The organism is Streptomyces sp. NPDC034085 (assembly GCF_055575555.1).
Genome location: NZ_JBVISL010000014.1, coordinates 100,038 through 122,032 on the forward strand (window position 1 = coordinate 100,038; position 21,995 = coordinate 122,032).

The 21,995-nt window shown below is 73.2% G+C and carries 20 protein-coding genes; 11 read left to right on the forward strand and 9 right to left on the reverse strand.

Going from position 1 to position 21,995, the window contains the following annotated elements; all coding sequences use genetic code 11:
- Positions 1 to 64 precede the first annotated feature (64 nt).
- On the forward strand, positions 65 to 574 hold the full coding sequence (locus ACZ501_RS32430) for a hypothetical protein (RefSeq protein WP_468800191.1): 510 nt from the start codon (positions 65 to 67) through the stop codon (positions 572 to 574).
- Here the strand turns inward: ACZ501_RS32430 and ACZ501_RS32435 are convergent.
- The 5 genes from ACZ501_RS32435 to ACZ501_RS32455 form a co-directional block, all read right to left on the reverse strand.
- Positions 541 to 1,752, reverse strand: coding sequence for a serine hydrolase domain-containing protein (locus tag ACZ501_RS32435; RefSeq protein WP_468800193.1), 1,212 nt, complete (start codon positions 1,750 to 1,752; stop codon positions 541 to 543). The genes ACZ501_RS32430 and ACZ501_RS32435 overlap by 34 nt on opposite strands.
- Before the next feature lie 148 nt (positions 1,753 to 1,900).
- A complete protein-coding gene (locus tag ACZ501_RS32440; protein WP_362455017.1) occupies positions 1,901 to 2,578 on the reverse strand; it encodes a response regulator transcription factor in 678 nt (225 codons plus the stop codon).
- Positions 2,575 to 3,762: a sensor histidine kinase gene (locus tag ACZ501_RS32445; RefSeq protein ID WP_468800195.1), complete on the reverse strand. Its 1,188-nt coding sequence runs from the start codon at positions 3,760 to 3,762 to the stop codon at positions 2,575 to 2,577. Before ACZ501_RS32445 ends, ACZ501_RS32440 begins: the two co-directional genes overlap by 4 nt.
- Positions 3,759 to 4,454 (reverse strand): glycerophosphodiester phosphodiesterase, encoded by a 696-nt coding sequence (locus ACZ501_RS32450; RefSeq protein WP_361597940.1) that lies wholly within the window; start codon positions 4,452 to 4,454, stop codon positions 3,759 to 3,761. The genes ACZ501_RS32445 and ACZ501_RS32450 overlap by 4 nt, the downstream gene beginning before the upstream one ends.
- Positions 4,455 to 4,490: 36 nt before the next feature.
- Complete coding sequence (locus ACZ501_RS32455) at positions 4,491 to 5,516, reverse strand: adenosine deaminase (RefSeq protein ID WP_361597937.1); 1,026 nt, start codon at positions 5,514 to 5,516, stop codon at positions 4,491 to 4,493.
- Between the two features lie 108 nt (positions 5,517 to 5,624).
- Here ACZ501_RS32455 and ACZ501_RS32460 point away from each other — a divergent pair, with 108 nt between their 5' ends.
- The gene (locus ACZ501_RS32460) at positions 5,625 to 6,338 is read left to right on the forward strand and encodes a DUF4190 domain-containing protein (protein WP_468800197.1); all 714 of its coding nucleotides are present in this window, start codon (positions 5,625 to 5,627) and stop codon (positions 6,336 to 6,338) included.
- Between the two features lie 33 nt (positions 6,339 to 6,371).
- On the opposite strand, the gene ACZ501_RS32465 is transcribed toward ACZ501_RS32460, so the two are convergent.
- Positions 6,372 to 6,785, reverse strand: coding sequence for an NUDIX domain-containing protein (locus tag ACZ501_RS32465; RefSeq protein WP_468800198.1), 414 nt, complete (start codon positions 6,783 to 6,785; stop codon positions 6,372 to 6,374).
- Complete coding sequence (locus ACZ501_RS32470) at positions 6,782 to 7,336, reverse strand: NADAR family protein (protein WP_468800200.1); 555 nt, start codon at positions 7,334 to 7,336, stop codon at positions 6,782 to 6,784. Before ACZ501_RS32470 ends, ACZ501_RS32465 begins: the two co-directional genes overlap by 4 nt.
- 180 nt (positions 7,337 to 7,516) lie before the next feature.
- On the opposite strand from ACZ501_RS32470, the gene ACZ501_RS32475 reads away from it, so the two are divergent.
- The 7 genes from ACZ501_RS32475 to ACZ501_RS32505 all read left to right on the forward strand — a co-directional run bounded on the left by ACZ501_RS32475 (position 7,517) and on the right by ACZ501_RS32505 (position 15,358).
- The gene (locus ACZ501_RS32475) at positions 7,517 to 9,046 is read left to right on the forward strand and encodes a gamma-aminobutyraldehyde dehydrogenase (RefSeq protein WP_468800202.1); all 1,530 of its coding nucleotides are present in this window, start codon (positions 7,517 to 7,519) and stop codon (positions 9,044 to 9,046) included.
- A gap of 48 nt (positions 9,047 to 9,094) precedes the next feature.
- Positions 9,095 to 10,342 (forward strand): ABC transporter substrate-binding protein, encoded by a 1,248-nt coding sequence (locus ACZ501_RS32480; RefSeq protein WP_361597922.1) that lies wholly within the window; start codon positions 9,095 to 9,097, stop codon positions 10,340 to 10,342.
- 73 nt (positions 10,343 to 10,415) lie between these two features.
- Positions 10,416 to 11,564, forward strand: coding sequence for an ABC transporter ATP-binding protein (locus ACZ501_RS32485; protein ID WP_361597919.1), 1,149 nt, complete (start codon positions 10,416 to 10,418; stop codon positions 11,562 to 11,564).
- On the forward strand, positions 11,561 to 12,490 hold the full coding sequence (locus ACZ501_RS32490; RefSeq protein WP_361597916.1) for an ABC transporter permease: 930 nt from the start codon (positions 11,561 to 11,563) through the stop codon (positions 12,488 to 12,490). Before ACZ501_RS32485 ends, ACZ501_RS32490 begins: the two co-directional genes overlap by 4 nt.
- Positions 12,490 to 13,284, forward strand: a complete 795-nt coding sequence (locus tag ACZ501_RS32495) for an ABC transporter permease (protein ID WP_362455011.1) — start codon at positions 12,490 to 12,492, stop codon at positions 13,282 to 13,284. The genes ACZ501_RS32490 and ACZ501_RS32495 overlap by 1 nt, the downstream gene beginning before the upstream one ends.
- A 23-nt stretch (positions 13,285 to 13,307) precedes the next feature.
- Entirely contained in the window at positions 13,308 to 14,726 is a 1,419-nt protein-coding gene (locus tag ACZ501_RS32500) for an NAD(P)/FAD-dependent oxidoreductase (RefSeq protein ID WP_361597910.1), read from the forward strand.
- Between the two features lie 164 nt (positions 14,727 to 14,890).
- A complete protein-coding gene (locus tag ACZ501_RS32505) occupies positions 14,891 to 15,358 on the forward strand; it encodes a hypothetical protein (protein ID WP_468800204.1) in 468 nt (155 codons plus the stop codon).
- Between the two features lie 24 nt (positions 15,359 to 15,382).
- On the opposite strand, the gene ACZ501_RS32510 is transcribed toward ACZ501_RS32505, so the two are convergent.
- Positions 15,383 to 16,153, reverse strand: coding sequence for a phosphatase PAP2 family protein (locus tag ACZ501_RS32510; RefSeq protein WP_468800206.1), 771 nt, complete (start codon positions 16,151 to 16,153; stop codon positions 15,383 to 15,385).
- Between the two features lie 155 nt (positions 16,154 to 16,308).
- Positions 16,309 to 17,643 (reverse strand): 4-aminobutyrate--2-oxoglutarate transaminase, encoded by a 1,335-nt coding sequence (gene gabT / locus ACZ501_RS32515; protein ID WP_361597901.1) that lies wholly within the window; start codon positions 17,641 to 17,643, stop codon positions 16,309 to 16,311.
- Positions 17,644 to 17,881: 238 nt separating this feature from the next.
- On the opposite strand from gabT, the gene ACZ501_RS32520 reads away from it, so the two are divergent.
- Positions 17,882 to 20,257 (forward strand): ATP/GTP-binding protein, encoded by a 2,376-nt coding sequence (locus ACZ501_RS32520; protein WP_468800208.1) that lies wholly within the window; start codon positions 17,882 to 17,884, stop codon positions 20,255 to 20,257.
- 107 nt (positions 20,258 to 20,364) lie between these two features.
- Positions 20,365 to 21,945, forward strand: coding sequence for a PucR family transcriptional regulator (locus ACZ501_RS32525; protein WP_361597895.1), 1,581 nt, complete (start codon positions 20,365 to 20,367; stop codon positions 21,943 to 21,945).
- The last annotated feature ends 50 nt before the right edge of the window (positions 21,946 to 21,995 follow it).

Genomic DNA, 21,995 nt, shown 5'->3' on the forward strand with positions numbered 1-21,995 from the left:
GCGGAACTGAACATGTTCAGCACATTGGCTGAACATGTTCAATTCTGTGTGTAGGCTCCCTTCCATGAGTGAGAGAAACGCCCTCGAGCGGCGGATCCGTGCCTGGCTTGTGCTGTTCGTCATCTGCCTGGCCCTCAGCGGCATCACCGCCTTCCCCCTGGTCACCGAACTCCACTGGGCGAACGCCCTGATATCCAACGACTGGCTGAGCCGGGTCGGGGAGGGGCTGGACCGGGCCGACGCCGAGTACCCCTTCCTGCTCTACGGCACCGACTGGCTCGCCTTCGCCCACCTGGTGATCGCGGTGTTCTTCTACGGAGTCCTCCGGGACCCGGTCCGCAACATCTGGATCGTCGAGGCGGCCATGGTCGCCTGCGTCGGCATCATCCCGCTCGCCGTGATCTGCGCGCCGATCCGGGGGATCCCCTTCTGGTGGTCGGTGATCGACATGTCGTTCGGCGTGTTCGGGATCCTGCCCCTGCTGGTCCTGCGCCGGCTGATCAAGCGCCTGGAGGCGCTTCAAGGAGACTGCGGCTCCGGCTACTTGGAGAAGGCCGCCGCGACGATGCCGTAGGTCGTCCCGTTCAGGTCACGCCCCTTGGCATCGGTGGAGTTCACCGAGAACACCAGGGTCCGGGACAGGTCCCGGGTGCCGCCGATGACCGTGCTGTAGCCGTGCCGGGAGCCCGTCTTGCCGTAGGCCTTCGTGCCGTCCGGCAGGACGAACTCCGCCATCCCTGCCGTGTGCACGGCGTGTTCGCCCTTTTCGCCGGCCGCGTCCGGCACGTCCGGCACCGTGAACATCTCCTCCAGCTGCGCCTTCGGTACGACCGCCCCGCCGAACAGCGCCACCGTGAAGCGCTCCAGGTCCGCGGTGGTCGATATCAGGTCCCCCGCGGCCCAGTTGGCCGAGGAGTTCCACTCCGACACGTCGACCAGCGCGCGGCTCCCGTCGGGCCGTTCCACCGCCTGGTAGCCGTGGTGGTGGGGGCCCGGTATGCGGTTCTGGGTGCGGGACGGGAACGAGGTGTGGCGCAGGCCAAGCGGCTTGAGGATCCGGTCGGAGACGGCCTTCTCGTACGCCGACCCCGTCAGCTTCTCGATCAGCACGCCCAGCACCGTGTAGTGGATGTTGCTGTAGCGCTGCTTCGTCCCCGGGTCGTACTCGGGCCCCTTGGCCACCGCCCCCGCGATCAGCGCCCGCGGGTCGACCACGTCGAACCGGTGGGCGTACTCGTCCTCGAAGGTGTCACCGGGACCGTCGGCGGACCGCAGGCCGCTGGTGTAGTTCAGCAACTGCCGCACGGTGACCGGCTTGAAGCCCTTGGGGCCGCCCGGGAGCAGGCCGGGGAGGTACTCCTGCACCGGCCGGTCCAGGCCCACCCTGCCCTCGGCGGCCAGCTGGAGCACCACCGCCGCCGTGAAGGTCTTCGTCACCGAACCGGCCCGGAACCGGGCGTCCTCGATCGCCGGGCGCCCGCTGCGGACGTCCGCGACGCCCGAGCTCCCGCGCCAGCTGCCGCTCGTACCACCCACCCGGACCAGGGCGGCCGTCGCTTCCCGGTGCCCCGCGCCCAGACCCGTGATGGCCTTCCACAGCGCCGCCGCATCCGGCGGCGTGCTGAACACGGGCGAGGGCGCGGGCGCCGAGACCGGAGCCGGTGCGGGAGCGGCCTGCGCGCCGGCCACCGGCCCGGCGGCGACGCCCAGAACCAGAGCGGCGGCGAGCAGTGTGCGCGTACGTGCCTTCATGACGGTCCCCCTGTGTGCGATCCGCGGGGCCCGCTGCCCCCCGATGACCTCAATGCTGCCGCTCACACGGGTAGGTGCGGATCACCACCGAGAGGGGTCTTCAGCGGTACGACAACTCACCGGCGCGAGGGAGGCGACACGCCGTCCCTCACTCCCCAGAGGGAGTACCCGCCGCGATCAGCCCCGTCTCGTACGCGCAGATCACCGCCTGGATCCGGTCGCGCAGCCCCAGCTTCGCCAGCACGTTCCCCACGTGCGACTTCACCGTGTGCTCGCTCACCACCAGCGCCGACGCGATCTCGGCATTCGACAGCCCCCGCCCCAGGTGCAGCAGCGTCTCCCGCTCCCGGGCCGTCAGCACCTCCAGCCGGCCGGCGGCCAGGGCGGGCGCGGCGGGCCGGGCCGTCGCCGCCGTGTACTCCTCGATCAGCCGCCGCGCCACCGACGGCGCCAGCAGGGACTCGCCCGCCGCCACCACCCGCACCGCGTGCACCAGGTCGTCCCGCCGCACGTCCTTCAGCAGGAACCCGCTCGCCCCCGCGTGCAGCGCCTCGTACACGTACTCGTCCGAGTCGAAGGTCGTCAGCATCACCACCCGGCAGCCACCGCGCGCCGTGATCGCCCGGCAGGCCTCGATCCCGTCCAGCACCGGCATCCGGATGTCCAGCAGCGCCACGTCCGGCGCCAGCCGCTCCACCGCCGCGGCCGCCGCGGCGCCGTCGCCCGCCTCCGCGACCACCTCGATGTCCTCCTGGGCGTCCAGGATCATCGCGAAGCCGCTGCGCACCAGTTCCTGGTCGTCGGCCACCACCACACGGATCGTCACGTCCCCACCTCCAGCGGCGAGGGTACCGACGACGCGAGGACCACCCGCACCGCGAAGCCGCGCCCGCCCGGCCCCGGGCCGGCCTGCGCGGTCCCGCCGTGCGCCGCCGCCCGCTCGCGGATGCCGATCAGTCCGTGCCCGCCGCCCGGGGAGGGAACCGGCCCCCGGCCGTCGTCGGCGACCGTCACCGTGAGCTCCCTCGGCCCGTACTCCAGCCGCACCTCCACCGCCGCGGCCCCCGCGTGCCTGACCACGTTGGTCAGCGCCTCCTGCACCACCCGGTGCACCGTCGCCTCCAGCGCGGCCGGCAGCTCGCGCACCGCGCCCGTCCGCTCGTACGACACCCTCAGGCCGCCGGCCCGGACCCGGTCCACCAACTCCGCCAGCCCCGCGATCCCCGGCTGCGGGCTCCTCGGCGGGGCCTCGTCCGTGCGCAGCACACCGAGCATCGTCCGCAGCTGCGCCATCGCGTCGCGCCCCGTCTCGGCTATGGCCTCGAACGCCGCCTCGGCCCGTTCCGGGGCCCTGCGCACGGCCACCGGGCCGGCCTCCGCCTGCACGATCATCAGGCTGACCGCGTGCGAGAGGACGTCGTGCATCTCCCGTGCGATCCTGGCCCGCTCACGTGCCGCGGCCTGCTCCGCCTCGATCCGGTTGGCCCGCTCCAGCTCGGCGGCGCGGGCCTCGACGGCCGCGGTGTAGGCCTGCCGGGTGTGCTGGAGCCGGCCGAGGGCGTAGGCCGCCGCCGAGACGAAGAGGGTGAAGAGCAGCTCCCGCGCCGTCCCCGTCTCCCAGCCCACCGACAGCGCGACCGCCACCACCGTGGCCAGCCCCACGGCCGCGCGGACCGGGGGCGTGCACAGCAGGGCGACCGTGTAGAAGGCGATGAGACCCGCGTACGGCAGCGGCTGGCCGGGCCCGTCGACGGCGACGTTGTAGATCCCGCCGATGACGATGACCGCCGCCAGCACGCCCACCGGTGCCCGGCGCCGCCAGATCAGGGGCAGCACGGCGAGCGTGGTCAGCGCGTACGAGGTCCAGGTCACGGCCGGCAGCCCGGGCGGCCGGGGCACGACGAACGGCATCGTCACGGCCAGCTGCACCAGCAGGGTCAGGCCCAGGTCCTGCCGGCGCGGATCGGCCCGCCGGATCCGGTCGCCGAGGCCGCCGAGGCCGCGTATCACCGGCCGGACTCGGCCCGCACGGCGGCCAGCACGTCCACCCTGTTGGTGGTGACGGAGTCCACCCCGGCCCGCAGCAGGGCCCGCATCGAGCGCTTGGTGTCCGCGGTCCAGGCCGACACCAGCAGCCCGTCGCGGTGCAGGGCCCGCGTCAGCTCCGGACCGACCAGCCCGAAGCGGTAGTTGAGCCACCGCGGGGCCACGGCGTCGATCAGCACCCGGCGCGGCGGCGAGAGGGTGGTCCAGGTCAGTGCGATCTCCGCGCCCGGGTCGGCGGCGCGGACCGCGAGCATGGTGTTCGGCCCGGCGCAGTAGTACGTACGGTCGCGCGCCCCGCACTCGCGCACCAGGTCGACGACGGTCTTCACCGCCTCGTACGTGGCACCCGGCAGATCGATCATCAGCCGGCCGTCCCCGGCCGCGGCCTCCGCCAGCGCCTCCCGCAGGGTCGGGATCCCGCCCTGCGCGAGCTCCTTCAACTGCGGGGCCGTGACGGCGTCCAGGCGCACGTCGTGCCCCCACAGCCGCTCCAGCGTCTCGTCGTGCAGCAGGACCGGCACGCCGTCGCGGGTGAGCCGTACGTCGATCTCCACCGCGTCCGCTCCGCGCGCGAAGGCGGAGCGGACGGAGGCGAGGGTGTTCTCACGGAAACGGTAGGGATCGCCGCGGTGGCCGACGGCAGTCAGGGTGCTCATGCCCCCATTCTCAGGGGCGCCGGCGGTCAAGTGGACTCAGCGGGCGAGCCATTCGGCGGTGTACGCGTCGATCTCCGCGATGAGCTCCGCCTTGCCGGCCGCGTCCAGGAAGGAGGCCTCGACGGCGTTCTTGGCGAGCTGGGCGAGGCCGCGCTCGTCGAGGTCGAGGAGGCGTGCGGCGACCGCGTACTCGTTGTTGAGGTCGGTGCCGAACATCGGCGGGTCGTCGCTGTTGACGGTGACGAGCACGCCCGCCGCCACCATCTCCTTGACCGGGTGCCGGTCCAGGTCGGTCACGGCGCGGGTGGCGATGTTGGAGGTGGGGCAGACCTCCAGGGCGATGCGGTGCTCCGCGAGGTACTTCAGCAGCTCCGGGTCCCGGGTGGAGCTGGTGCCGTGGCCGATGCGCACGGCGCCCAGCTCGCGGATGGCGTCCCAGACGGTCTCCGGGCCGGTGGTCTCGCCGGCGTGCGGCACGCTGTGCAGGCCGGCGGCGCGCGCCCGGTCGAAGTACGGCTTGAACTGCGGACGCGGGACGCCGATCTCGGGTCCGCCCAGGCCGAAGGAGACCAGGCCCTCGGGGCGCAGGTCGACGGCGAGGCGGAGGGTCTCGGCGGCGGCCTCCAGGCCGGCCTCGCCGGGGATGTCGAAGCACCAGCGCAGGACGACGCCGAGTTCGGCCTCGGCGGCCTTGCGGGCGTCCTCGATGGCCTCCATGAAGGCCTGCTCGTCGATGCCGCGGCGGGTGGAGGAGTAGGGGGTGATGGTGAGTTCGGCGTAGCGGATGTTCTGCCGCGCCATGTCGCGGGCCACCTCGAAGGTGAGGGTGCGCACGTCCTCCGGGGTGCGGACCAGGTCCACGACCGACAGGTAGACCTCGACGAAGTGGGCGAAGTCGGTGAAGGTGAAGTAGTCGGCCAGCGCTTCGGGGTCGGTGGGGACCTTCGAGTCGGGGTGGCGGGAGGCGAGTTCGGCCACGATGCGGGGGGACGCGGAACCGACGTGGTGGACGTGGAGTTCGGCCTTGGGCAGCCCCGCGATGAAGGGGTGCAGGTCGGACATGGAGGCCTCCGGGAGGACACGCGTGCGGGCAGGTCGGGTTCATCGTAGGCAGGCCCCGGCGGTGTCGGTGGCAGCGCTTAGCATGGCCGTACGAGAGGGGGGCGCCGTATGACCGACCACAGCCCTGAACCGAGCGACCCGTGGGCGCCGCCCGAGCGACCCGCGGCCGATCCCGGCGGGCGCCCGGCGGACCGGCCGGTGCCGCCGGTGCACGAGCAGCCCACGATGGCGGGGATGCCGGGAGTGCCGCCCGCCGCCGCCCCCTCGGCGTACCCGCCGCCCGCGCCGGCGCCTTCCGCGTACCCCTCGCCCTCGCCCGCCCCGCACCCCGGGTACCCGCAGCCGCCGGCTCCCGGGCCGGCGTACGGGTACCCGGCCCAGCCGGGCCCCGGAGCGTACGCCTACCCCGGCGGGCCGGTGCAGCCGGGCCACCCCGGGTACCCCGGATACCCGGGCGGGCCGGGAGTCCCCGGGTACCCGTACCCCTACGCCGCGCCGCCCGCGAGCAACGGCTTCGGGGTCGCCTCCCTCGTGCTCGGCATCATCTCCGTGATGGCCTGCGCCACCATGATCGGGCCGATCGCCCTCGGCATCGCGGCCGTGGTCTTCGGGGCGCTGGGCCGGGGCAAGGCCGCCCGCGGTGAGGCGACCAACGGGGGCGTGGCCCTGGCCGGCCTCATCCTCGGCGCGGTCGGCATCGTGCTGGGCATAGGCATGACGCTGCTCGTCTTCGTCCTGCCCGAGGTCGGCGACTCCGACGACGGCGGCGACGCCCCGTCCTCGGTCTCGCAGGTCGACACCCGGGCCCGCGAACGGGTCTGATCCGCCCGCCCGGACGGCCCGGCCCGGCCCCGGTCACCGCGGGACGGCCGACAGCAGGGTCGGGACCATGTACGGCCCGTCCGGGGCGGCGCGGGGGAGCGGGACCCAGGTCAGCCCCACCATCCGCGGGCAGGCGCAGTCCAGGTCGCCGTCGACCCCCAGCACCGGCTCGCCGGGGGCGACCTCCACCCGGAAGCAGGTGGTCCACCCGGAGGGGTAGGGCGCCTCGTACGCGAACCGCACCTCCAGGGGGCGCAGCCCCGTCTCCTCGGCCACCTCCCGCCGGACCGCCGCCTCCAGATCCTCGCCGGGCTCCACACCGCCCCCCGGCAGCGTCCAGTACTGCGCCCCGTCGTGCCGCCCGGACGGCCCCCGTCCCCGCTCGCGCACCATCAGGACGCGGCCCTCGCGCACGATGACGGCCGCCACCCGGAGCCGGCCCGTCACGCGGCCTGCGAGCGCAGCCGCTCCCGCGCCTCCATCAGGGCGAAGCCCAGCAGGTTCAGGCCGCGCCAGCGGGCCGGCTGGAGGGCCCGCTCGTCGTCGGGCGCCAGCCCGATGCCCCAGATCCGGTCCACCGGGCTCGCCTCGACCAGCACCCGCGACCCCGTGCCCAGCAGGTAGGAGCGCAGCGCCGGGTCGGAGCCGAACTTGTGCACGCTGCCCTCGACGACCAGCGCGAACCGCTCCCGCTGCCAGACCTGTTCGTCGAAGCCCCGCACCAGCCGCCCGGCCTTCTTCGCCGCTGCCGGACTGCGCGCCTCCAGCGCGGCTCGCCCGGCCTCCGCGTCCCCGAACAGGCGCGCCTTGCCGGCCATCATCCAGTGCTCGGCCGTCGCGTACCGGACGTCACCCACAGTGAAGGGAGACGGCCACCACTGGCTGAGGCAGCTCCGCCCGAGCTTCCCGTCCGGCTGCGGCCGGTGGCCCCAGAAGGGCAGGTACTTCACCCGCTCACCCCGGCTGACCTGCCGGATCAAGTCGTCGATCATCTCCATGCACGCGAGTCTGGCAGTCACCACTGACACTTCGTACGGGATTTCGGGGATGCCTCGACATATGGTCGACCGATTCCGTCGCGTAATCAAAAGGCAACAACGGAATCACTTGGCGGGGGAGGGCGCCTCTGTCAGGATCGGCACTCAATTCGAGCTGTAGCTACGGAGAGCGTGAGAGCGATGGGTAACCGCTTCCAGGTCAAGGACCGCTTCGCAGACGGCGCGCAGTACATCGACGGCAGGCTCCGGTCGGGCACCTCGGGGCGGTCGCACACCGTCGTCGATCCCGCCACCGGCCAGGAGGTGCTCACCTACGAGCTGGCCGGCCCGGCGGACGTGGACGAGGCCGTGGCCGCCGCGAAGCGGGCCTTCCCCGCCTGGTCCGGCGCCACCCCCGGCGAGCGCTCGGACGCCCTGCACCGGCTGGCCGCCGTACTGGCCGCGCAGGCGGAGGACTTCGCGTACGCCGAGTCACTCCAGTGCGGCAAGCCCCTCAAGCTGTCGACGGAGTTCGACGTGCCGGGGACCATCGACAACACCGCCTTCTTCGCGGGTGCGGCCCGCCACCTCCAGGGCCAGGCGGCCGCCGAGTACTCGGGGGACCACACCTCCTACGTACGCCGCGAGGCCATCGGGGTCGTCGGCTCCATCGCCCCCTGGAACTACCCCCTCCAGATGGCCGCCTGGAAGATCCTCCCGGCGATCGCCGCGGGCAACACCATCGTCCTCAAGCCGGCCGAGCTCACCCCGCTCACCTCGCTGATGTTCGCCCAGGCCGCCCAGGAGGCGGGCATCCCCGACGGCGTGGTCAACATCGTCACCGGCGCCGGACGGGACGCCGGCGAGCACCTGGTCGGCCACCCGGACGTGGTCATGACCTCCTTCACGGGCTCCACCGCGGTCGGCAAGCGCGTCGCCGAGATCGCGACCGCCACCGTCAAGCGGCTCCACCTGGAGCTGGGCGGCAAGGCGCCGTTCGTCGTGTTCGACGACGCCGACCTGGAGGCCGCCGCCCAGGGCGCGGTCGCCGCCTCGCTGATCAACACCGGCCAGGACTGCACCGCCGCCACCCGCGCCTACGTCCAGCGCCCCCTCCACGACGCCTTCACGGCCCGCGTCGCCGAGCTGATGGAGGGCGTCCGCCTCGGCGACCCCTTCGCCCCCGGCACCGACCTCGGCCCGCTCGTCTCGCACGCCCAGCGCGACCGGGTCGCCGCGTTCGTCGAGCGCGCCCGCGCGTACGCCACCGTCGTCACCGGCGGCGAGATCCCGCAGGCCGGCGAAGGGGGCGGCAGCCTCGCCGAAGGCGCGTACTACCGGCCGACCCTGATCTCCGGCGCGGCCCAGGACAGCGAGGCCGTCCAGTCGGAGATCTTCGGTCCGGTCCTGGTCGTCCTGCCCTTCGACACCGACGACGAGGGCCTGGCCCTGGCCAACGACACCCCGTACGGCCTCGCGGCCTCCGCCTGGACACGGGACCTCTACCGGGCGAACCGCGCCACCCGCGAGCTCAAGGCGGGCTGCGTCTGGGTCAACGACCACATCCCGATCATCAGCGAGATGCCGCACGGCGGCTACAAGGCGAGTGGCTACGGGAAGGACATGAGCGCCTACTCGTTCGATGAGTACACGCAGGTCAAGCATGTGATGTTCGACAATACTGCGGTCGCCGCGAAGGACTGGCACCGCACCGTCTTCGGGGACCGATAGAAGCCTGCCGCCCGACCCGCGGCCACGAATCCCGAAAGGGCAACGCGCATGGAGCAGTTCGAGCCCGACCGTCTCTCGGCGGCGCAACTCGCCGCGATGCGGCGCAGCCTCACCAGCGGGCGCGGCGCCCTCACCCGCCGCTCCCTGCTGCGCGCCTCCGGAGTCGGGGCGCTCACCCTGGGCGGCCTCTCCGCCCTCACCGCCTGCGGCATCCCGCCCGCCAGGCGCGAGGGCGGCGCGGTGGCGTCCGACGACCACTCGGACCAGGAGAAGGAGATCACCTTCTCCAACTGGACCGAGTACATGGACACCAGCGACGACGAGAAGACCCGTCCCACGCTGGAGGAGTTCACCAAGCGCACCGGGATCCAGGTCAAGTACACCGAGGACATCAACGACAACGTCGAGTTCTTCGGCAAGATCCGCCCGCAGCTCGCCGCCGGCCAGGACACCGGCCGCGACCTGATCGTCGTCACCGACTGGCTCGCCGCCCGCATCATCCGCCTCGGCTGGGCGCAGAAGCTCGACCCCTCCCACCTCCCGCACGCCTACGCCAACCTCATCCCGCAGTTCCGCAACCCCGACTGGGACCCGGGCCGCGCCCACAGCTACCCCTGGACCGGCATCGACACCGTCATCGCCTACAACTCCAAGGCCACCGACGGCAAGAAGGTCGACTCCGTCACCCAGCTCCTCGACGACCCCTCCCTCAAGGGCCGCGTCGGCTTCCTCACCGAGATGCGCGACTCCGTCGGCATGACCCTGCTCGACCAGGGCAAGGACCCGGCGCACTTCACCACCGCCGACTACGACGCGGCGATCGGCCGGCTCCAGAAGGGCGTCGACACCAAGCAGATCCGCCGCTTCACCGGCAACGACTACACCGCCGACCTCGACAAGGGGGACCTGGCGGCCTGTCTCGCCTGGGCGGGCGACGTCATCCAGCTCCAGGCCGGCAACCCCGACATCAAGTACGCGATCCCGGCGGCCGGATACATCACCTCCAGCGACAACCTGCTGGTCCCCGTCAAGGCCCGGCACAAGGCCAACGCCGAGAAGCTCATCGACTACTACTACGAGCCGGAGGTCGCGGCGCAGCTGGCCGCGTTCATCAGCTACGTCTGCCCCGTCGACGGCGTCAGGGAAGAGCTCGCCAAGATCGACCCGGCGCTCGCGGACAACCCGCTGATCGTCCCGGACAAGGAGATGGCCTCCAAGGCCCGCGCCTTCCGCTCCCTCACCAGCGAGGAAGAGACGGCGTACGAGGAGAAGTTCGCCAAGCTCATCGGCGCCTGACCGGACCGACGTACCGGCGCCCCCACCCGCGCCCCGCCCCCTTCCACGACACCACCACCGAAGGCCCAGGCCCATGACCGACAAGACCGCGAGCGGCGACGTCCGCCTCGCCGGGATCAGCAAGCACTACGGCTCCTTCACCGCGGTGCACCCGCTGGACCTCACCATCCCCCAGGGCTCCTTCTTCGCCCTGCTCGGCGCCTCGGGCTGCGGGAAGACCACCACCCTGCGCATGATCGCCGGCCTGGAGGAGCCCTCCACCGGCACGGTCAGCCTCGGCGACCGCGAGGTGACCCACCTGCCGCCGTACAAGCGCCCGGTCAACACCGTCTTCCAGAGCTACGCGCTGTTCCCGCACCTGAGCATCTACGAGAACGTCGCCTTCGGGCTGCGCCGCCGCGGCGTCAAGTCCGTCAAGAAGCAGGTCGACGACATGCTGGAGCTGGTCCAGCTCGGCCAGTTCGCCCAGCGCAAGCCGCACCAGCTCTCCGGCGGCCAGCAGCAGCGCGTGGCCGTCGCCCGCGCCCTGATCAACCACCCCCAGGTGCTGCTGCTCGACGAGCCGCTGGGCGCCCTCGACCTCAAGCTGCGCCGCCAGATGCAGCTGGAGCTGAAGCGCATCCAGACCGAGGTCGGCATCACCTTCGTCCACGTCACGCACGACCAGGAGGAGGCCATGACGATGGCCGACACGGTCGCGGTGATGAACGGCGGCCGCGTCGAGCAGCTGGGCGCCCCCGCCGAGCTGTACGAGAACCCGCGCACCACCTTCGTCGCCAACTTCCTCGGCACCTCGAACCTGATCGCGGCCTCCGTGGAGTCCACCGGCTCCGACGTGACCGTCTCGGCGTCCGGCACCGCCCTCCGGCTGCCCGCCGCCCGATGTTCGACCACGCCCCGCGCGGGCGGACAGCTGCTCGTCGGCGTGCGCCCCGAGAAGATCTCCCTGGTCCCGGCGGCCGAGGAGCACACCGTCGCCGCCGGCCGCAACAAGGTCACGGGCAGGATCGCCGACTCCTCCTTCATCGGCGTCTCCACCCAGTTCGTCATCGACAGCCGGGTCTGCCCGGAGCTGGAGGTGTACGTCCAGAACATCGAGCGGGACGAGCGCCTGGTCCCCGGCGCCGAGGTGGTCCTGCACTGGAACCCGGAGCACACCTTCGGCCTGGACGCCGCCCAGGACATAGAGGCGGGCATCGAGACGGTCGAGGAGAGCGCGTGACCGCCACCGCCGCGCCCCCCGGGGCCCCCGCACCCGCCGAGCCCCCGGTCCACAGGGCGTCGCTGAAGAAGCGCCTGATCCCGTACTGGCTGCTGCTGCCGGGCATCGTCTGGCTGCTCGTCTTCTTCGTGCTGCCGATGGTCTACCAGGCCTCCACCTCGGTCCAGACCGGCTCCCTCGAAGAGGGCTTCGAGGTCACCTGGCACTTCCAGACCTACTGGGACGCCCTGACCGAGTACCTCCCGCAGTTCCTGCGCTCCCTGCTCTACGCCGGCACCGCGACCGTGCTGTGCCTGCTGCTGGGCTACCCGCTGGCCTACCTGATCGCCTTCAAGGCCGGGCGCTGGCGCAACCTCCTGCTGGTCCTCGTCATCGCCCCCTTCTTCACCAGCTTCCTGATCCGCACGCTGGCCTGGAAGACGATCCTGGCCGACGGCGGCCCGGTGGTCGGCGCCCTCGACGCCGTCGGCTTCCTCGACGTCACCAGCTGGCTCGGCATGACCGAGGGGGACCGGGTGCTGGCCACGCCGCTCGCGGTGGTCTGCGGTCTGACCTACAACTTCCTCCCCTTCATGATCCTGCCGCTCTACACCTCGCTGGAGCGCATCGACACCCGCCTCCACGAGGCCGCGGGCGACCTGTACGCCCGCCCCGCCACCGTGTTCCGCAAGGTCACCTTCCCGCTCTCGATGCCGGGAGTGGTCTCCGGGACCCTGCTCACCTTCATCCCGGCGAGCGGCGACTACGTCAACGCCGAGCTGCTCGGCTCCACCGACACCCGGATGATCGGCAACGTCATCCAGTCGCAGTACCTGCGGATCCTCGACTACCCGACAGCGGCCGCGCTGTCCTTCATCCTCATGGCCATCGTGCTGATCATGGTCACCGTCTACATCCGCCGAGCGGGCACGGAGGACCTGGTCTGATGCGTTGGCTCCGCCGCAATCTCGTGGTCATCGCGGGCCTCGCCACGCTCGCGTACATGATCCTGCCGAACGTCGTCGTGACGGTGTTCTCCTTCAACAACCCCACCGGGCGGTTCAACTACGCCTGGCAGGAGTTCTCCCTCGACGCCTGGAAGGACCCCTGCGGGGTCGCCGACCTGTGCGGCTCCCTCGCCCTCTCCCTCCAGATCGCCCTGTGGGCCACCCTCGGGGCCACCGTCCTCGGCACCGCCATCGCCTTCGCGCTCGTGCGCTACCGGTTCCGGGCGCGCGGCGCGGTGAACTCGCTGATCTTCCTGCCGATGGCCATGCCCGAGATCGTGATGGCGGCCTCGCTGCTCGCCCTCTTCCTCAACATGGGCATCCAGCTGGGCTTCTGGACGATCCTGATCGCGCACGTGATGTTCTGCCTCAGCTTCGTCGTCGCCGCCGTCAAGGCCCGCGTCCTGTCCATGGACCCGCGCCTGGAGGAGGCCGCCCGCGACCTCTACGCCGGACCGGTGCAGACCTTCCTGAGGGTCACCCTGCCGATCGCCGCCCCCGGCATCGCGGCGGGGGCGCTGCTGTCCTTCGCCCTCTCCTTCGACGACTTCATCATCACCAACTTCAACTCGGGCAACACCGTCACCTTCCCCATGTTCGTGTGGGGCTCGGCCCAGCGCGGTACGCCCGTCCAGATCAACGTCATCGGTACGGCGATGTTCGTCATCGCGGTCCTGGTGGTCCTCGCCGGCCAGTGGGCCGGCAACCGCCGCAAGAAGGCACAACCGAAGTAGACCCCTGTAGGGAGTTGGAAGCCATGGCCCCAGTCGCCATGCGTAGTGTTGCGAAATCCCTTTCCGAAGCGAAGCCGGTCTCGTACTGGCTGGACGACCCCGGCCGCCCCGCTCCGCAGCCGGCCCTCACCTCCGACGAGCGCTGCGACCTGCTGGTCGTCGGCGGCGGCTACAGCGGCCTGTGGACGGCGCTGCTCGCCAAGGAGCGCGACCCGGGCAGGGACGTCGTACTGATCGAGAGCAAGGAGGCGGGCTGGGCCGCCTCCGGCCGCAACGGCGGGTTCTGCGCGGCCTCCCTCACCCACGGCCTCTCCAACGGCCTCGCCCGCTGGCCCGGCGAGCTGGCGAAGCTGGAGGAGATGGGCGCCCGCAACCTCGACGCCATCGAGGAGGCCGTCGCCCGCTACGGCATCGACTGCGACTTCGAGCGCACCGGCGAGATCGACGTGGCCACCGAGCCGCACCAGGTCGAGGAGCTGCGGGAACTGTACGAGGAGGCGAAGCGGCTCGGCCTCGGGGACGGTTCCGCGTGGCTGGAGGGCGAGGCGCTGCGCGCGGAGGTGAACTCGCCCACCTTCCTCGCGGGCCTGTGGGACCGCGAGGGCGTCGCCATGCTCAACCCGGCGAAACTGGCCTGGGGCCTCAAGCGGGCCTGCCTGGAGCAGGGCGTGCGGATCTACGAGAACACGCGCGGCCTGAAGCTGGCGCAGGCCGGCGCCGGGATGACGGTGGAGACCCCCTACGGCACGATCCTCGCCCGCCGGGTCGCCCTGGGCACCAACATCTTCCCGTCCCTGGTGAAGCGGATCCGCCCCTTCACCGTCCCGGTCTACGACTACGCCCTGATGACCGAGCCCCTGGACGAGGAGCAGCTGGCCTCGGTCGGCTGGAAGAACCGCCAGGGGCTGGGCGACAGCGCCAACCAGTTCCACTACTTCCGGATCACCCGGGACAACCGGATCCTGTGGGGCGGCTACGACGCGGTCTACCCCTACCGCGGGAAGCTCGACTCGGAGTACGACCACCGCCCCGAGACCTACCTGAAGCTCGCCGAGCACTTCTTCACGGCCTTCCCGCAGCTGGAGGGGGTGGGCTTCAGCCACGCCTGGGGCGGGGCGATCGACACCTGCTCCCGCTTCTCGGCCTTCTTCGGCACCGCGCACTCCGGGAAGGTCGCCTACGCCGCCGGGTACACCGGGCTGGGCGTGGGCGCCACCCGCTTCGGCGCCGAGGTGATGCTGGACCTGCTGGACGGCCTGTCCACCGAGCGCACCCGGCTGGAGATGGTGCGGTCCAAGCCCATGCCGTTCCCGCCCGAGCCCTTCGCCTGGACCGGGATCGCCCTCACCAAGTGGTCGCTGGCCCGCGCCGACGCCCGGGGCGGCCACCGCAACCTGTGGCTCAGGACGCTGGACCGGCTCGGGCTGGGTTTCGACAGCTGAGGCCCGCACGCCCGGAGCGGCCGTACGCCCCGGCGCGCACCCGGCGCCCACCCCGCGAGCCGCTTCACCCCCACGGGGGCCCGCAACCCGCGTCATAACACCGCCCGGCCCCGCTCTCTCCCGGTGAGAACCCTCACCGCGACGAGACGAACGGAGGCCGGGCGATGACCCTCCCGGGGGCGAGGACCGCAGTGGAATGGCTGGTTTCGACGGCGCCGGACCCGGACGCCTGCCGGTGGGAGTGGGAGCGCAGCCCCCTCGGGGTCGCGCTGCTGCCCGCCGGCCGGGACTGGGACGTGCTGATCGTGCCGGGGGAGCTGGGGCGGGGCGCCCTCGGCGTCCTCCACCTGCTGGCCGGCCCGCCCGGCCCGGTGCTCGCCCACTCCGGCGGCGGCCGCGTGGGCTTCTTCGTGCCCCCGGGCACGGCGGCCCGCTGGATCGGCACGGGCGTACGGGGCGCCGGGCGCGGGAGCTGGGTCGTGGTCCCGTACCCCGGCCGGGCGGCGGGCGGGGTCCGCTGGCTGGTGGTCCCGGACGGGCGCGGGACGCTCACCGACCCGGCGGCGCTGGAGCTCGCGCTGCACGAGGCCGCCGCGGAGCGGGCGCTGGCGGAGCGGGACGGCACGCCGTGACCCGGTCGGGGGCCGGCCGGAGCCTCAGCTCCCGCTCCGGCCCCCGACCGCCCGGCGGACCCCCAGCAGGAGCGGCACGCACAGCAGGACGCTGGCCAGCACGTCCAGGGGCCAGTGGAACCCGCGCAGCACCAGGCCGGCTGCCGTCGCCGCCGACAGCGTGAGGGCGGCGGCCATCGGCCACGCCCGGCGGGTGTACGGCGAGAGGAGCAGGGCCGCGCCCACGTACGCGGTCAGGGCCGTCGCCGTGTGCCCCGAGGGGTAGTAGCCGGCCGCCCAGGGCTCCAGCGGGCCCGGGCGGGCGGTCCACGCCTTGAGGGGGACGATCAGCGCCGGGACGACGGCCATCGCCAGGCCGGCCGCGAGCGCCGCGAGGCGCCGGCCGCGCCGGACGGCGTACGCCATGGCCAGCACGAGGACGGGCACGGCGACCGGGACGTTGCCGAGGTCCGCGAGGCGCTCGGTGACGGCGTCGGGGACGGTGCGCACCAGGGCGCGGCTGACCGCGTGGTCGGTGGCCAGGAGCGGGCCCGACACCAGGACCTGCCAGGTGATCAAGGCGAAGAGGGCGGCGCACAGGAACAGGGCCGCGGGGAGGATGGCCGGCCGTCCCGGAACAGGGGGGATGGTTCCGGGACGGCCGCCCGGACCGGGTTGCCGTACGCCCCGGGGGGTTTGGGGCGGACGGCCGTCCGATCTGAGAGGAGCGTGCGCGAACGCATGACCAGTACGGCGCTGGGGAAGCCCGGTACCGGTATCGCCCCCGGTCTCCCGGGAACGGTCTGTCTCACTCATCTGCAGAAACCGTACGCCAGCGAAAGGGGGACCGACAGCGGGAACGCGCTCCCGCCATCGGCCCCCCACAGCTTCTTCACAGCGCCCGCCCGTTACCGGTGGTACGAGGCGCGCGCTGCGTCCGTGCGTTCCAGTCCTTCGAACTGGACGTTCGGTCAGATGCCCGCGAAGGCCGCCTCGATGATGTCCAGGCCCTCGTTCAGGAGGTCCTCGCCGATGACGATCGGCGGGAGGAAGCGGAGCACGTTGCCGTAGGTGCCGCAGGTGAGGACGAGCAGGCCCTCGGCGTGGCAGGCCTTGGCCAGCGCGCCGGCCGCCTCCGGGAACGGGGTCTTGGAGACCGGGTCCTTGACGAGCTCGATCGCGATCATGGCGCCGCGGCCGCGGATGTCGCCGATGATCTCGTACTTCTCCTGCATGGCCGTCAGGCGGGTCTTCATGACGGACTCGATCTTCTTCGCCGCGGCGTTGAGGTCGAGCTCCTTCATGGTCTCGATGGAGCCGAGCGCACCGGCGCACGCCACCGGGTTGCCGCCGTAGGTGCCGCCCAGGCCGCCCGCGTGGGCGGCGTCCATGATCTCGGCGCGGCCGGTCACGGCGGCGAGGGGCAGACCGCCCGCGATGCCCTTGGCGGTGGTGATCAGGTCCGGGACGATGCCCTCGTCCTCGCACGCGAACCACTGGCCGGTGCGGCAGAAGCCGGACTGGATCTCGTCGGCGACGAAGACGATGCCGTTGTCGTTGGCGAACTTCACGATCGCCGGGAGGAAGCCCTTGGCCGGCTCGATGAAGCCGCCCTCGCCGAGCACCGGCTCGATGATGATCGCGGCGACGTTCTCGGCGCCGATCTGCTTGACGATGTTGTCGATCGCCTGGGCGGCGGCCTCGGGGCCGCAGTTCTCGGCGCCGGTGGGCCAGCGGTAGCCGTAGGCGACCGGGACGCGGTAGACCTCGGGGGCGAACGGGCCGAAGCCCTGCTTGTACGGCATGTTCTTCGCGGTCAGCGCCATCGTCAGGTTCGTACGGCCGTGGTAGCCGTGGTCGAAGACGACGACGGCCTGGCGCTTGGTGTACGAACGGGCGATCTTGACGGCGTTCTCGACGGCCTCGGCGCCCGAGTTGAACAGGGCCGACTTCTTGGCGTGGTCACCCGGGGTCAGCTCGGCGAGCGCCTCGCAGACCTCGACGTAGCCCTCGTAGGGGGTGACCATGAAGCAGGTGTGGGTGAAGTCGGCGAGCTGCGCGGAGGCGCGGCGCACGACGGCCTCGGCGGAGGCGCCGACCGAGGTCACGGCGATGCCGGAGCCGAAGTCGATCAGACGGTTGCCGTCGACGTCCTCGATGATGCCGCCGCCCGCGCGCGCCGTGAAGACGGGGAGCACGGAGCCCACGCCGCCGGCCACCGTCTCGAGGCGGCGGGCCTGCAGCTCCTGCGACTTGGGGCCGGGGATCGCGGTGACGATGCGGCGCTCCTGCGGGACAGCGGTCATAGAGGGCTCCTGGGGGGTGTTTTCGGACGCACTTGTGTCTTTGTCCGCAGGCTAGGCCCGGCGGCGGGGGGAAAGCATGCTCCGTTCGGGAGTGGTACCCGCGTGTCCTTGTCCGCGGCGGCCATAGGAAGGATCCGGCACCGTCCCGGCGATCACCGCGGGGTGCGGCCCGAACGGCCTGACCGGGCACTAGATTGAGCGCCGCGGCGCGTTGGGAACGGGCAGGGGGCAGGGGTACATGGACACCGAGGGCACGCACGACGGACAGTCGACCCGCCGGGGTCACGTCCCCCGGCCGGCGGGCCCCCCGCCACCCCTCGGGGCCCCGCCGAAACCACAGCATGCACCGGCCTCCGGCGCCCCCTTCACGGACTGGCTGCGCACCCCGCGCCCGCAGGCCGAACCGGGCGTCTGGCGCTTCGGGCACGTCCCGCGCGCCGGGGGCGAGGAGGATCCCGCCACCGACCGGTCGCTGCTGAGCGGCGCGGTCATCTCCTTCCTGGCCTGCGTCCTGCTGTGGTCCCTGATCACCGACAACTACATCCCGTACACCGACCTGCCAGTCAAGCTCCTCACCCCGCACGACTGGTGGGAACTGGGCGGGGCGCCCAAGGACGGGCCGGGCGTCGCCGCCCTCCAGGCGTACATGCTGCTCGTCACCGGGGCGCTGGTGTGGTGGTTCAGCCGCCTCGGCTCCTGGGGCACGGCCTTCGAACGGCTCGTCGCCGCCCGGGGTCCCCGTGCCCGGTTGGCGGGCGCGGCGGCGGTGGCCCTGTTCGTGGCGGTGATCATCTGGACCCGGACCGTGCCGCTCATCGACCTGCTCGGCGGCCACCTGCCCCTGGCGCAGATGAGCCGGGGAACACAGCAGCTCGTCACCTACCTCGTGTACGGGGTGGCCCTGGCGCCGGCCCCTGTCCTCTTCGCCCGGCTGGCCCGCAAGCCCGTCCCCGACGGCGGCACCCGGACCGTCCCCGCGCCGGCGCCCGCCGGCGCCGACCCGGCCGGATGGCCCGAACTTCGGGACGCCGGGCTGGGGGAGGTGGCCGCTCGGCTCGCCGGAGAGGCCGGGGCCGGGCGGATGAACGATGTCGACTATGCGCGGATCCGGCGGGCCTGGGACTCCGTCCGGGCCGATCCCGCCCGGCTGCGGGCCTTCGACGCCGCCGTGAGGGACAAGGGCGCCGCCGCCTGCGTCCACCCCTCGGGCGACCGCGACCTGCCGGTGCGCGCCGCCCGCCACGACCTGCTGGCCCGCCAGGTGCTGCTCGGCACCGTCGAGGACGGCGAGCGCAACCCCCGCGCCCGCCGCGGCACCGGGCTCGCCCTCGACCCCGGGGTGCTCGGCACCTCCCTGCTGGCCGTCGGCCCGTCCGGCACCGGCAAGACCGCCCGCCTGGTGCGGCCCGTCGTCGAATCGCTCGCGCTCCAGGCGCTGGCCGGGCAGGCCGCCGTCGTCGCCGTCGGCGCGGCCGGCTCCCGGCTGGGCCCCGACGGCGCCTACGACATCGTGGTGCGCATCGGCGACCCCGCCTCCGTCCACGACCTCGACCTCTACGGCGGCACCGCCGACCCCGACGAAGCCGCCGGCCTGCTCGCCGAGGCCTTCGTCGGAGACGTCCCCGGCATCGACGTACGCCGCGCCGCGACCGCACTCGCCCAGCTGATCGGCCCCTTCCGCGAGGCGTACGGCCGCTTCCCCGCCGTCCCCGAACTGCGCGAGCTGCTCGACGGGGTGCCCTCCGCCCTCACCGCGCTCCGCCAGGCCCTGGAGGGCACCGGGCGCCAGGCCATGCTCCGCGAGCTCGACGCGCGGCTGCGCCAGCAGGGGGCCCCCGGGGACCCCGGCCCGGCCCTCGCCGACCGGGCCGCCCTGCTCGACCGGCCGGCCTTCGCCGCGTTCTTCGACGTCGGGGCCTCCGCCACCGGGGCCTTCGGCGCCGCCGCCGGCCCCGGCTCCGAGCGGCGGGGGCGGCCCTTCTCGCTGCGCGCCCTCGAACACCCGGTCCGGGTCCGCGTCGACCTCCCCGAACGCGGGCACGCCGACGCCTCCCGGATGCTGGCCCGGCTCCTCCTCGCCCAGTTCAACGCCTCCGCCGCCGCCCGCGCCGACCGCTCGCTGTTCGCCTTCCTCGCCCTCGACGACGCCTCGCACACCCTGACCCCGGAGACCGTCCGGGGGGTGCAGCGGCTGCGCTCGGCGAACGCCGGGGTCCTGCTGACCCTGCGCACCCTGGACGACGTACCGGAAGGGCTGCGGACTCCGCTGCTCGGTGCGGTCGGCTGCCGGATGGCCTTCTCGGGGGTCACCACCTGGGACGGGCAGCGCTTCGCCGAGGCCTGGGGCACCGAGTGGGTCGAGACCCGGGACGTCACCCACCGGACGGTCTTCGCCGACCAGCCGCTGACCCGGGCCGTCCACGCCTTCCGCAAGCTGGTGACCGGCAAGGCCGTGACCACCGACGCGGTCACCGTCCGCCAGGTGGAGCGCGAACGCTGGTCCGCGTCCGAGCTCGCGCACGCCGTGCCGCCCGGGTGCGCGGTGCTCTCGCTCACCTCCGTGCGGGGGGAACGAGCCGCTCCGCTGCTGCTGCGGCTCTCGGGCACCGGGTGAGCAGCGGCTGAGAGGACCCGTACGGGGTGGCAGAATCGAAAAGGGCCGTTCATACGCCGTGGCGAAAACCGCCCGGCCCCCTCCCCTCCCTCCCCGTCTGGAACCCGATGCCGCTCACCCTCGCCTCGCTCGTCCAGCACTCGGCGCTGAAGCTCACCGTCCGGGCCGGGGAGAGCCGTCTCGACACCCCCGTGCGCTGGGCGCACGTCAGCGAGCTCGCCGACCCCGTGCCGTACATGGAGGGCGGCGAGCTGCTGCTCGTCACCGCGATGAAGCTGGACGCCGACGACCCCGAGGAGATGCGGCGCTACGTCCGCCGCCTCGCCGCCGCCGGCGTCGTCGGCATCGGCTTCGCCGTCGGGGTCAACTACGAGGCCGTCCCCGAGGCGCTGCTCCAGGCCGCCCGCGAGGAGGACCTGCCGCTGCTGGAGGTGCCCCGGCGCACCCCGTTCCTCGCCATCAGCAAGGCCGTCTCCGCCGCGCTGGCCGCCGACCAGTACCGGGCCGTGACCGCCGGGTTCGAGGCGCAGCGGGAGCTGACCCGGGCCGCGCTCTCCTCCGACGGCCCCGGTGAGCTGCTGGCGAAGCTGGCGGCCCACGTGCACGGCTGGGCCGCGCTGTACGACACCTCGGGCGCCGTCGTCGCGGCCGCCCCCGACTGGGCCGCCCGCCGGGCCGCCCGGCTCACCCCCGACGTGGAGCGGCTGCGGGAGCGGCCGGCGCCGGCGAGCGCGGTGGTGGGCGGCGCCGAGGACCGGGTCGAGCTCCAGTCCCTCGGCACCGGCCGGCGGGCCCGGGGCGCGCTCGCCGTGGGGACGGGGGCCCCGCTGGGCACCGCCGAGCGGTACGCGGTGCACTCCGCCGTCGCGCTGCTGACCCTGACCACCGAGCGCTCCCGGTCCCTGCACGACGCGGAGTCCCGGCTGGGGGCGGCCGTGCTGCGGATGCTGCTGGAAGGGGAGCCGGAGCACGCGCGGGCCGTGGCCGGAGACCTGTACGGGGCCCTGCTGGAGGCACCGTTCCGCATCATCGTCGCGGAGCCGGCGCTGCCGGGGACGGCCCAGCCGGAGGGGCTGGCGCTGCTGGCCGACGCGGTGGAGTCGGCGGCGGCCCGGGCCGGGGAGGCGCTGCTGGTGGTCCCGGAGCCCGGCCGGCTGGTGGTGCTGGCCGCCGACGGGGGCGCGGCGGTACAGGCGTGCGCGGACCACGCGGAGGCCCTGGAGTCCCGGCGCGGTCGGGAGACGGTGGGGCCGGAGCCCGACGAGCTGGTGGTCGGCCTGTCGGCGCCGGCCGGCCCGGCGGGGGTCGCGGCCGCCTTCAAGCAGGCCGACCAGACCCTCGCCGTGGCCCGGCGCCGGGGGCGGGCGCTGGTCGAGCACGAGGACCTCGCGGCGGGATCGGTGCTGCCGCTGCTCGCCGACGACGCGGTACGCGCCTTCGCGGACGGCACGCTGCGGGCCCTGCGGGAGCACGACGCGACGGGCCGGGGCGACCTGGTGGCCTCCCTCCAGGCGTGGCTCTCCCGCCACGGCCAGTGGGACGCGGCCGCAGCCGACCTCGGCGTACACCGCCACACCCTGCGCTACCGCATGAAGCGGGTGGAGGAGATCCTCGGCCGCTCCCTCGACGACCCGGACGTCCGCATGGAACTGTGGCTCGCCCTGAAGGCCAGCCCGGCCGCCTCCTGACGCGCCGCTCCCCTTCCCGACGCGCCGCTCGACCGGCCCGGCCGCGGGCG